Consider the following 9936-nt stretch of genomic DNA (forward strand, 5'->3'; position numbering starts at 1 on the left):
CGGCAGGCCCCGCCCGGTTCCTCATACCTGCCAAAGTAGTGCTAGGCGAGGGTGTCGGTCAGGTGGCCTTGCAGCGTTGCTTGAGGTCCGTTCCGCCGGCGCAGCACCGGGATCAGAAGGCCGAGACCAGCGCCGGGTCCGCGACGTCACCTCCTGCTTCCAGCCGGTCGCGCGTCGGGGGCAGGACGGGAAGGGTTGAAATGGGACATGGACGATTGCCGGCATGCCGGCCGTTGCGGCTCAATGCCTTCCGTAAGGGCATGTCGATTCCGACGGTCCAATTCTTGGTAGGAACGGCGAATTTCCAATCCGAAAAGCCCCGCATATACCAAGCCTTAACCTTACTCTGCGCCTAACAGGTGATGGTGGGAAGGATCCTGCGTCGTTAAGTCTGCGCCCTTATTTTCGACAGATTCGCGGGCGAACGAGCAACGGCACGACGACAAGATTTTCCTAAACCGAATGCGGGACCCCGCAGGCCGGGGTTGCTCGAAGAGCGAGGGCGAAATTCATGAATCCGGCCGATGTGGCTCAGGCTGCTCCTGTGGCGCACGACATGTCCCTGTTCGGGTTGTTCTGGCAGGCGCATTTCATCGTCAAGCTCGTGATGGTGGGACTTCTCGCGGCCTCGGTCTGGTGCTGGGCCATCATCATCGACAAGACCCTGCTCTATGCCCGCACTAAGCGCGCCATGGACCGTTTCGAGGACATCTTCTGGTCCGGCCAGTCGCTGGAGGAGCTCTACCGCTCGCTCCAGAGCCGCCCGGCCACGGGGCTTGCGGCCGTGTTCGTCGCTGCCATGCGCGAGTGGAAGCGCTCCTTCGAGGGCTCGGGACGCTCGTTCCAGAGCCTGCCGCAGCGCATCGACAAGGTGCTCGACGTCACCATTCAGCGCGAGGTGGAGCGGCTCGACTCGCGCCTCACGGTGCTGGCCTCCATCGGCTCCGCCGGACCCTATATCGGCCTCTTCGGCACGGTGGTGGGCATCATGAATTCCTTCACCTCGATCGCAGCCTCCAAGAACACGAGCCTTGCTGTCGTCGCGCCCGGCATCGCGGAGGCCTTGTTCGCCACCGCCATCGGCCTGTTCGCGGCGATCCCGGCGGTGCTCGCCTACAACAAGCTGCAGAGCGAGGTCTCCAAGATGCAGTCGCGGCTCGAGGGCTTCGCGGACGAGTTCTCCGCCATCCTCTCGCGCCAGATCGACGAACGCCTCGCGCACGCGGCTTGATGGAAAAGGCTTGAGCCATGGCAATGATCGCGGGAGCGGCAGGAGGCGGCGGACGGCGGCGCAGGCGCGCACGGCGGGCGGGCGCGATCAACGAGATCAACATGACGCCCTTCATCGACGTCATGCTCGTGCTGCTCATCATCTTCATGGTCGCGGCGCCGCTGATGACGGTCGGCGTGCCTCTCGACTTGCCGCAGACGAAGGCCGCGCCGCTCAATATGGATTCCAAGCCCGTGACCCTTTCGATCCGGTCCACGGGGCAGGTGTTCCTCGATGAGGCGGAGCTGACCGACGAGGCCATCGTCGGCAAGCTGGCGGAAGTGGCGAAGCAGGGCTTCGACGAGCGCATTTTCGTGCGCGGCGATAGACGAGTCGATTACGGCCGCGTGGCCCAGGTCATGTCCATCGTGACGACCGCGGGCTACAAGCGCGTCGCTCTCGTCACAGAACCCGATCAGCGCTGATCGGGAGAGCTTAAGGGGCGGAGCAGGTGGCGTTGAAATTCAAGTTCAACCCCTCGGAACCGGGCTTCTGGATTTCCGGCGTCGCGCATGTGGCGCTGATCGCTGCCGCCATGTTCGGCCTCTCCGTCGCCAGCGAATTCCCCGAGGCGCAGGAAGGCATTCCCGTCGAGGTCATCACCGACAACCAGTTCTCGCAGATCACGAAAGGCGAGACCACCGCAAAGTCCGTGCAGCCTGCTCCGAAGCCGCGCGCCGACCGCATCGCCGACAAGGTGGAGCAGCGCGAGCCCGGCGAGGACAAGCGCGATACGCCCGCTCCCCCGAAGCGCCCGGAGGAGATGAAGGTCGCCGACAAGGAGGAGCCGGTTCCGGCCCAGCCTCCGCCTCCGCCGCCCCCGGCGAAGCCTTCCCAGGCCGAAGCCGAGGCAAAGGCCGCGGAAACGCGCAGGCTCGCCGAAGCGAAGGCGGAAGCCGAAGCCATCGAGCAGGCGAAGGCCGCCGAGAAGGCCAAGGCCGAGGCTGAAGCAAAGGCCAAAGCGGAGGCTGAGGCGAAAGCCAAGGCCGAGGCCGAAGCGAAGAGAATTGCCGAGGCGAAAGCCAAGGCGAAGGCTGAAGCGGAAGCAAAGGCCAAAGCCGAAGCCGAGACCAAGAAGGTGGCTGAAGCGAAGGCGAAAGCCGAGGCCGAAGCCAAGGCCCGCAAGGAAGCGGAACTCGCCAAGAAGCTCGATATGGGCGACCTGAAGCAGTTCCTCGACAACAAGGAAAAGCATCAGTCCTCGGGCTCGACCGGAGCGGAGGTCCAGAAGACCGCCTCGCTCGGCACCGCAACGGGGTCGGCCTCGAAGCTCTCCCCGAGCATGCGCGATGCGCTGATGGGTCTTCTTCGCGACAAGATCCAGGGCTGCTACAGCGCGCCGATCTCAGCATCGGGCGGCGACGCCGTCCCACCCGTTCTTGATATTCGTCTGAACCCGGATGGAACGCTCTCGAGCGATCCGAAAGTCATTCAGGCCGGCAACTCGTCGATGGACCGCGCCGTGGCAGATGCGGCGTTAAGAGCCGTGCGACGCTGCGCCCCTTACGACCTGCCTGCCAAATTCGCTCCTTATTACTCGGATTGGAAGATCCTCAACGTCCAATTCGATCCTTCCTGGTAGCCCATCACCTGGGACTTAGCCTCATGATAACCCGTCTCATCTCCCGTCTTCTCGTCGCGCTCGCCGTCGCGGTTCCGATGGCGGCGCTTGCTCCAGCCGCCTATGCGCAGCTCTCGTTCCGCGTCGGTCCCGGCGGGCAGTTCCAGCCCATGCCCATCGCCGTTGCCGATTTCACCGGCGAAGGCGAACTCGGCCAGCGGGTCTCCGACATCATCAAGAACAACCTGCAGCGCTCCGGCTATTTCGCGCCCCTCGATCACGCGCGCTTCCCGGAGCGTCCGTCCTTCGATGCCGCGCCGCGCTTCGACGCCTGGAAGATGGCGGGCGCGCAGGCGCTGGTCACGGGCCGCGTCTCGCGCGATCCGTCCGGCCGCCTCAAGGCCGAGTTCCGCCTCTGGGACATCGATTCAGGCCAGCAGCTCACCGGCCAGCAATATGTCACCGACGCCAATTTCTGGCGCCGCGTCGGCCACATCATCTCGGATGCGGTCTACACGAAGATCACGGGCTTCGGCGGCTTCTTCGACACGCGCATCGTCTTCGTCGATGAATCGGGTCCGAAGGAGAACCGCCGCAAGAAGCTCGCCATCATGGACCAGGACGGCGCGAATGTGCGCTACCTGACCCAGGGCGACAGCCTCGTGGTGACGCCGCGCTATTCGCCCGCGACGCAGGACATCACCTACATGTCCCAGGTCGAGGGCCAGCAGCCGCGCGTGCAGGTCATCAACCTGGAGACCGGCTCGCGCCAGGTGCTCGGCAACTTCCCCGACATGGCCTCCTCCCCGCGCTTCGCGCCGGACGGTCAGCGCATCGTCATGAGCCTGCAGCAGGGCGGCAACGCCAACATCTTCATGATGGATCTCGCCTCCCGCGCCACGACCCGGCTCACCTCCACGGCCGCCATCGACACCTCGCCGTCCTTCTCCCCGGACGGCACGCAGATCGTGTTCGAGAGCGACCGCGGCGGCAAGCAGCAGATCTACGCGATGAACGCCGACGGCTCAAACCAGCGCCGCATCTCCTTCGGCGAGGGCGCCTATTCGCAGCCGGCCTGGTCGCCGCGGGGCGACTACATCGCCTTCACCAAGCAGAGCGCCGGAGGCTTCGCCATCGGCATCATGAAGCCCGACGGTTCCGGCGAGCGCATCCTCACGGAAGGCTTCCACAACGAGAGCCCGACCTGGGCCCCGAACGGCCAGTACATCCTGTTTTTCCGCGATCCGGGCGGACAGTCCGGCGGCAAGCTCTACATGGTCGACATCACCGGCCGCGTTGAGCAGCCGATCCCGACCCCGTCCTTCGCCTCGGATCCGACCTGGTCGCCGCTGCTCAGCGAGACCAGACCGCAGAACTGACCATCGAAGGGGCGCTCCGGCGCCCCTTTTTGCTTTACGCGCCGCGTGTCGCGGTCGTGCCGTAGGCGTCGTTCCTCCGGCCCTTGAGCTTGAAGGCGAGGATCAGCAGGCCGATGCCGAAGACGAGGGCGTAGGCCCCGAGCCACCAGGTCAGAACCACGGCCCCGACCATGGGAGCGATCAGGAGCGCGATCCCGAACAGGACCGAGACCGCGCCGCTGAAGATCAGCCAGCCGCGTCCGAAGGCGGGATGCAGCTTGAAGGCCGCAACGATCATCAGGACGCCCGTGATCAGCGCCCAGACGGCGATGAGGGTCACGAAGAACAGAAGCGTCAGGCCCGGCATGAAGAAGGCGAGAAAGCCGACGATGATGCTGAGGACGCCTTCCAGCACCAGCAGGCCCCAACGCTCGCCGTTGGAGGCCGCGCGGATGCCCGACACGATGCCGAATGCTCCGTCGACCAGCATGTAGGCGGCGAAAAACAGGACGAAGGTGAGAAGCGTGGCCCCCGGCCAGAAGAAGGCGATGAGGGCGAAGATGATCGCGAAAACCCCTCGCAGGGCGACAGCCCACCAGTTCTGCGCCAGGAGGGCGCTCAACGTATCGGTGCGATCGAAGGGGCCGTCGAGATTGGAACTGCCGGTCGCCATGGTCCTCTCCTCGTGAAGTTCCGCTGCCGTTCAAAGCTTGAGCTTCGGACGGGTTCTTTCCTACCCGGCGGATGAGGTCTCCGCCTCTTTGCTTCTCGCCGCCAGACGTCGTCGCAGCGCCATCTTGCGCAGGCGGATGCGGATCCGCCGCTTCAGGCGGAAGGCCCGGATCAGAAGCGCGATGCCGAACCAGGCGAGCGCGATCACCACCGGGGAAATGATGATCACGGGAAAGAGCGTGATCAGCACTGCCAGCGCCAGAAGCGCAGCGCCGATGATGGCGACGCTGGTCGCCTCCATGGAGGTCAGGGAGCGCGAGCGCACCGAGCGGCCGATGGTGCTGCTGAGCGCGAGCGCTCCCGCCGCGAACCGCCGGACGCCGCCCTTGCGATAGGTCAGGCTGCGGCGCGAGCGCAGCTTCCGCGCCTGTCGCCGGCGGGATTGCCAGCCCGGCACGATCTCCGTGGCGTTGGCGAGATCCTCCAGGTACATCGCCTCCATGTCCTTCGCGAAGGCGGTGTCCTCCACCACCACGTCGAGCTCCCAGTTGGTGGCCCAGCTCGCGAGGTTGAGATTGGTGGAGCCGACCCGTGACCAGCGCCCGTCCGCCACGGCGGTCTTGGCATGGAGCATCGCCCCGTTCCACTCGTAGATCCGGATGCCCGCCTCGATGAGCGAGCGGTAGCCCGTGCGCACGACGGGCTGGAGGGCGGGAACATCGCTGGATCCCGGCACGAGCAGGCGCACGTCGACCCCGTCGCGGGCGGCCTCGGCCAGGGCCTGCACATAGGAGGTCGTCGCCACGAAATAGGCGTCCGTGAGCCAGAGGTTGCGCTGGGCCGTGGCGGCGATGAACTGATCGACGCGATAGGTGCGGAACATGCCCGGTTCGCCGCTGATCAGCCGGGCGGCCATGCTGCCCGCCGCCGGGATCGCTCCGGCCTCGGCGAGCTCCGCCCTCGGGATCGGCGGCATGCCGGCAAGCCTCCAGCTCTCGGCGAAGGCGGCGTCGAGATCTGCCACCACCGGGCCCTCCAGGGAGATGCCCGTGTCGCGCCAGGGATCCTTGCCGCCCCAGCTGTCCGAAATGCACAGGCCCGACACGAAGCCCACGCGCCCGTCGACGGTGATCAGCTTGCGGTGGTTGCGGCGGATCCAGAACGGGTCCGTCAGCCGGGGCGGGTTGAACACCCGGGCTTCGATCCCGGCTTCGCGCAGCCGCTTCCAGAAGCGGGGCAGGGCGCGGAAGGACGAGCCGAGCCAGTCGTAGAGCACCCGCACCCGCACCCCGGCGCGGGCCCGCTCCATGAGCGCCTCCGCGAAGAGGCGGCCGGTGTCGTCGTCGGCGATGATGAAGTTCTCGAAATGGATCACGCGCTTGGCGGAGCGGATCGCCTCCAGCCAGGCCGGGTAGTTTTCCTTGGAATCCCGCAGCAGGGTCACCGCGTTGCCCTGGCGAAGCTCGCTGTCGGCGATGCGCGCGAAAGCCCGCTCCAGTCGGGGGTTGTCCGGGGCGTTCGGATAGGGGGAGGCCAACTTTCCAAGCTGGGCAGTCATGTCGTTCATGACCTCCTAACGCGCGAGACCGGCTTTCGGCATCAGGTTAACCAATGATCGTGGACGGTGATCCATGAAAAGAAGCCTTTGCCACCTCTTTGCCGCATTCACTCTCAATTAACCCTGTGCCCAAGTTCTTAAGCTTGGCCTTGATTCACCTCAATCCATCACCTCGCATCAAGGTTGACGGAACCCTCCCTTAACCATCCGACCGATATAAGGACACAACGTTCGGCAGACGTATGTGTAAGGAGTATTGCCATGATGACGTTGCGCGCCGTCAAATTCGCCGCTGCTATTGTCCTCGCCTTCGGGGCGGCGGCGTGTTCGTCCAACAAAGATGGGATGGCCGATGGAGCGGGCGGTTTCGGGGCCGGTGGCGCCGCGACGCCTGGCAGCGCCCAGGACTTCGTCGTCAATGTGGGCGACCGGGTCTTCTTCGAGACCGATTCGACGGACCTGACCCCCACCGCCGTCGCGACCCTGGACAAGCAGGCCCAGTGGCTCTCCCGCTATCCGAACTACGCCTTCCTCATCGAAGGCCATGCGGACGAGCGCGGCACCCGCGAGTATAACTTCTCGCTGTCCGCCCGCCGCGCCCAGGTCGTGCGCGACTACCTCGTCTCCCGCGGCATCAACGGCTCGCGCTTCCGCACCGTATCCTACGGCAAGGAACGCCCGGTCGCCGTCTGCAACGACATCTCCTGCTGGTCGCAGAACCGCCGCGCGGTGACGGTGCTCAGCACGGGAGCGGGCGTCTGAGCCCAGCGAAAACCTGATCGTGATCGGAAAGCGCCGCCACATTCTCGCCGTGGCGGCGCTTTTGTGTTATCGGCACCGCGTCCAAGGCCTCTAAACCCTTATGGTACTTAGCATGTTTCGACGCCTGATCGTCCTAGCCGTCCTGGCTCTGCCCCTTGCCGGTCCCGTTGTCGCGCAGGATGCCGCCGACGTGGTCGTGCGCCTCAACCGGCTGGAAAGCCAGTTCCGGCAGATGTCGGGGCAGATCGAGCAGCTCGAGTTCGAGAACCGCCAGCTGAAAGAGCAGCTCCGCCGGTTCCAGGAGGATGTGGAGTTCCGTTTCCAGGAGGGCCGCGGTGCGTCCAAGCCTTCCTCCGCAACCACGCCGTCCCGCCCGGCGCAGCAGCCCCAGGCCCAGCCGCCTGCACAGCCGCAGCGGCGCAGCGACGTCTTCGATCCCTCCGAGAACCCGGAGGCTCCCGGCGCGCCCCGCCCGTTGGGAAGCACGTCTTCCTCCCTGCCGGTGGGAGCCCTCCCGGAGGACGGCCGCCCCATGCCGCTGCCCGGCGGCAGGCTTGCCGGAATCGGCGACCTGATCGCGGAGGACGAGCAGGCAGCCGGCGCCCCAATGGAGCTCGCCGCCCCCTCCCGCACGGCGGCGATCCCGCAGACCGGCGCGCGCCCAGGACAGAGTGTTGCGGCGACGAGCGCAGGCGATCCGCGCACCGATTTCCAGGCGGCCTACGGCTCCTTCACCCAGAAGCAGTACGAGCAGGCCGAGATGGGCTTCCGCCGTTTCCTCCAGTCCAACCCGCGCGATGCGCTGGCGCCGGAGGCGACTTTCTGGCTCGGCGAGACCTATCTCCAGCAGGGCCGCTACCGCGAGGCCGCCGAGCAGTTCCTCAACGTCTCGGCCGACCATCCCGAGGCACCCAAGGCTCCCGACGCCATGCTCAGGCTGGGGATCTCCCTGAACGGCCTGGGCGCCAAGGATCGCGCCTGCGCGGTCTTCGCCGAGCTCGATCGCAAGTATCCCCAGGCTTCGGCCCCCGTGCGCCAGGCTTCCGACCGGGAGCAGAAGCGCAACAAGTGCAGCTGAGCGAAAGCTGCCGGTAGGGTCGCCGCCCGTGGCCGCGCTGCCGTCCGACGAGGCTCTCGGCGACCTTTTCGCACCGCTGGACGGCGCGGCGGGAGTGCTCGCCGCCGTCTCCGGCGGGCCCGATTCCATCGCCCTCATGCATCTCCTGGCCCGCTGGCGCGCAGGCGGGATGCGACCGCGCATCGTCGTCGCCACGGTGGATCACGGCCTTCGGCCCGAATCCGCGGCGGAGGCTGCCTTCGTCGCCCGCGCGGCGCAGGAGCTGGGGCTGCCCCACCGGGTTCTGGCCTGGACGGGCGAGAAACCCCGCACCGGCCTCCAGGAGGCCGCCAGGGAGGCGCGCTATGCGCTTCTCGTCCGGTGGGCGCAAGGGGAGGGGGCCTCCCATCTCGTGACCGCCCATACCTTGGACGATCAGGCCGAGACGATCCTGATGCGGCTCGCCAAGGGCTCAGGCCCGGCCGGTCTGGCTGGCATGCGCCGGGTGCGGGACCGGGGCGGCGTTCTGCACCTGCGGCCGCTGCTCGGCTGGCAGAAGAGCGCTCTTCTGAGGCTCTGCGAGGAGCAGGGCTGGGATTATGTGAGCGATCCGTCCAATGCGGACGAGCGCTTCGCCCGGGTCCGCTGGCGCCGGATCATGCCGGATCTCGCGGCGGAGGGTCTGACCGCCGAGCGCCTCGCCCGCTTCGGAGCGCGCATGGCGCTGGCCGAGGAGGCCCTGGATGCGAAGGCCCGGGAGGCTTTCGAGCGCATGAGGCTCGTCGCCGGCGAAAGGGAGCTGACCCTGGAGGCCGGTCCCATTGCCGGCGAGCCCTTCGAGATAGCGGTCCGGGTTCTCGATCTCGCCCTCGGCTCGATCGGCCTCGACAACTCCCGCCTGCACCGCCTGGAAGCCTGCGCCGAGCGCCTTCGGGAGGCTGTCCGGAAGGGGGAGGGGCTCGGCCTCACCATCGCCGGGGCCGTGCTCCGGCTCGAAGCTTCGGGAAAGCTGCTGCTCCGGCCGGAACCGCCCCGCCTCCGGGGCCGTTAGCCAAGCCCCGGCCAAGTCTTTTGGATGATGCCGCAGACGCGCCTCATTCCCTTGGCAAGGGGAAAGGGTATGCATACATTGAGTTTAGCCGCGCGGGGAGATTTCCTCACGCTCCATCTCCCTCTCGGGCAGAACTTGATCCGATGAATTCAAATTTCCGCAACTTCGCCTTGTGGGTTGTCATCTTCCTCCTGGTGCTGGCGCTCGTGACTCTGTTCCAGAGCCCCGGGCAGCGCGGCAGCGGCAACGACATCGCCTACAGCCAGCTCCTCAGCGAAGCCGATGCCGGCCGCATCTCGAGCGTGGTGATCTCAGGACCTGAGATCAGTGGCACCTACACCGACGGGCGCACCTTCACGACCTATGCGCCGAACGACCCGAGCCTGGTGAACAAGCTGCAGCAGAAGGGCGTGCAGATCACGGCCCGTCCGCAATCGGATTCGACCCCCTGGTTCATCGCCGTCCTCATGAACATCCTCCCCATCGCGCTCTTCATCGGCGCCTGGGTGTTCCTGTCGCGCCAGATGCAGAGTGGCGCAGGCCGCGCCATGGGCTTCGGCAAGTCGAAGGCGAAGCTCCTGACGGAAGCCCACGGCCGCGTGACCTTTGACGACGTTGCGGGCATTGACGAGGCGAAGGAGGACCTG

The 9936-nt window shown here is 66.5% G+C and carries 10 protein-coding genes; 8 read left to right on the top strand and 2 right to left on the bottom strand.

From position 1 onward, the window contains the following. Positions 1-511 precede the first annotated feature (511 nt). The 4 genes from tolQ to tolB are packed head-to-tail and all read left to right on the top strand — an operon-like array spanning position 512 to position 4210. Complete coding sequence (tolQ, locus tag LG661_RS23545; protein ID WP_230534424.1) at positions 512-1231, top strand: protein TolQ; 720 nt, start codon at positions 512-514, stop codon at positions 1229-1231. A gap of 17 nt (positions 1232-1248) precedes the next feature. Further along, a complete protein-coding gene (locus tag LG661_RS23550) occupies positions 1249-1695 on the top strand; it encodes an ExbD/TolR family protein (RefSeq protein ID WP_230534425.1) in 447 nt (148 codons plus the stop codon). A gap of 32 nt (positions 1696-1727) precedes the next feature. Next, complete coding sequence (gene tolA / locus LG661_RS23555; protein ID WP_407666834.1) at positions 1728-2852, top strand: cell envelope integrity protein TolA; 1125 nt, start codon at positions 1728-1730, stop codon at positions 2850-2852. Positions 2853-2875: 23 nt separating this feature from the next. After that, positions 2876-4210, top strand: a complete 1335-nt coding sequence (tolB, locus tag LG661_RS23560; protein ID WP_407666832.1) for a Tol-Pal system beta propeller repeat protein TolB — start codon at positions 2876-2878, stop codon at positions 4208-4210. A 34-nt stretch (positions 4211-4244) separates the two neighbouring features. Here tolB and LG661_RS23565 read toward each other — a convergent pair whose 3' ends face one another. Then, positions 4245-4862: an HdeD family acid-resistance protein gene (locus LG661_RS23565; protein ID WP_230534427.1), complete on the bottom strand. Its 618-nt coding sequence runs from the start codon at positions 4860-4862 to the stop codon at positions 4245-4247. A gap of 60 nt (positions 4863-4922) precedes the next feature. Then, positions 4923-6428 (bottom strand): phospholipase D-like domain-containing protein, encoded by a 1506-nt coding sequence (locus LG661_RS23570; protein WP_230534428.1) that lies wholly within the window; start codon positions 6426-6428, stop codon positions 4923-4925. Between the two features lie 252 nt (positions 6429-6680). On the opposite strand from LG661_RS23570, the gene pal reads away from it, so the two are divergent. The 4 genes from pal to LG661_RS23590 form a co-directional block, all read left to right on the top strand. After that, positions 6681-7181 (top strand): peptidoglycan-associated lipoprotein Pal, encoded by a 501-nt coding sequence (pal, locus tag LG661_RS23575; protein ID WP_230534429.1) that lies wholly within the window; start codon positions 6681-6683, stop codon positions 7179-7181. 112 nt (positions 7182-7293) lie between these two features. After that, a complete protein-coding gene (ybgF, locus tag LG661_RS23580; protein ID WP_230534430.1) occupies positions 7294-8259 on the top strand; it encodes a tol-pal system protein YbgF in 966 nt (321 codons plus the stop codon). 28 nt (positions 8260-8287) lie between these two features. Next, the gene (tilS, locus tag LG661_RS23585; RefSeq protein WP_230534431.1) at positions 8288-9289 is read left to right on the top strand and encodes a tRNA lysidine(34) synthetase TilS; all 1002 of its coding nucleotides are present in this window, start codon (positions 8288-8290) and stop codon (positions 9287-9289) included. Between the two features lie 143 nt (positions 9290-9432). Next, positions 9433-9936: ATP-dependent metallopeptidase FtsH/Yme1/Tma family protein (locus LG661_RS23590; protein WP_230534432.1), on the top strand; the 504-nt coding region annotated here is incomplete at its 3' end.

This window comes from Microvirga roseola (assembly GCF_020866965.1).
GTDB classification, from domain to species: domain Bacteria; phylum Pseudomonadota; class Alphaproteobacteria; order Rhizobiales; family Beijerinckiaceae; genus Microvirga; species Microvirga roseola.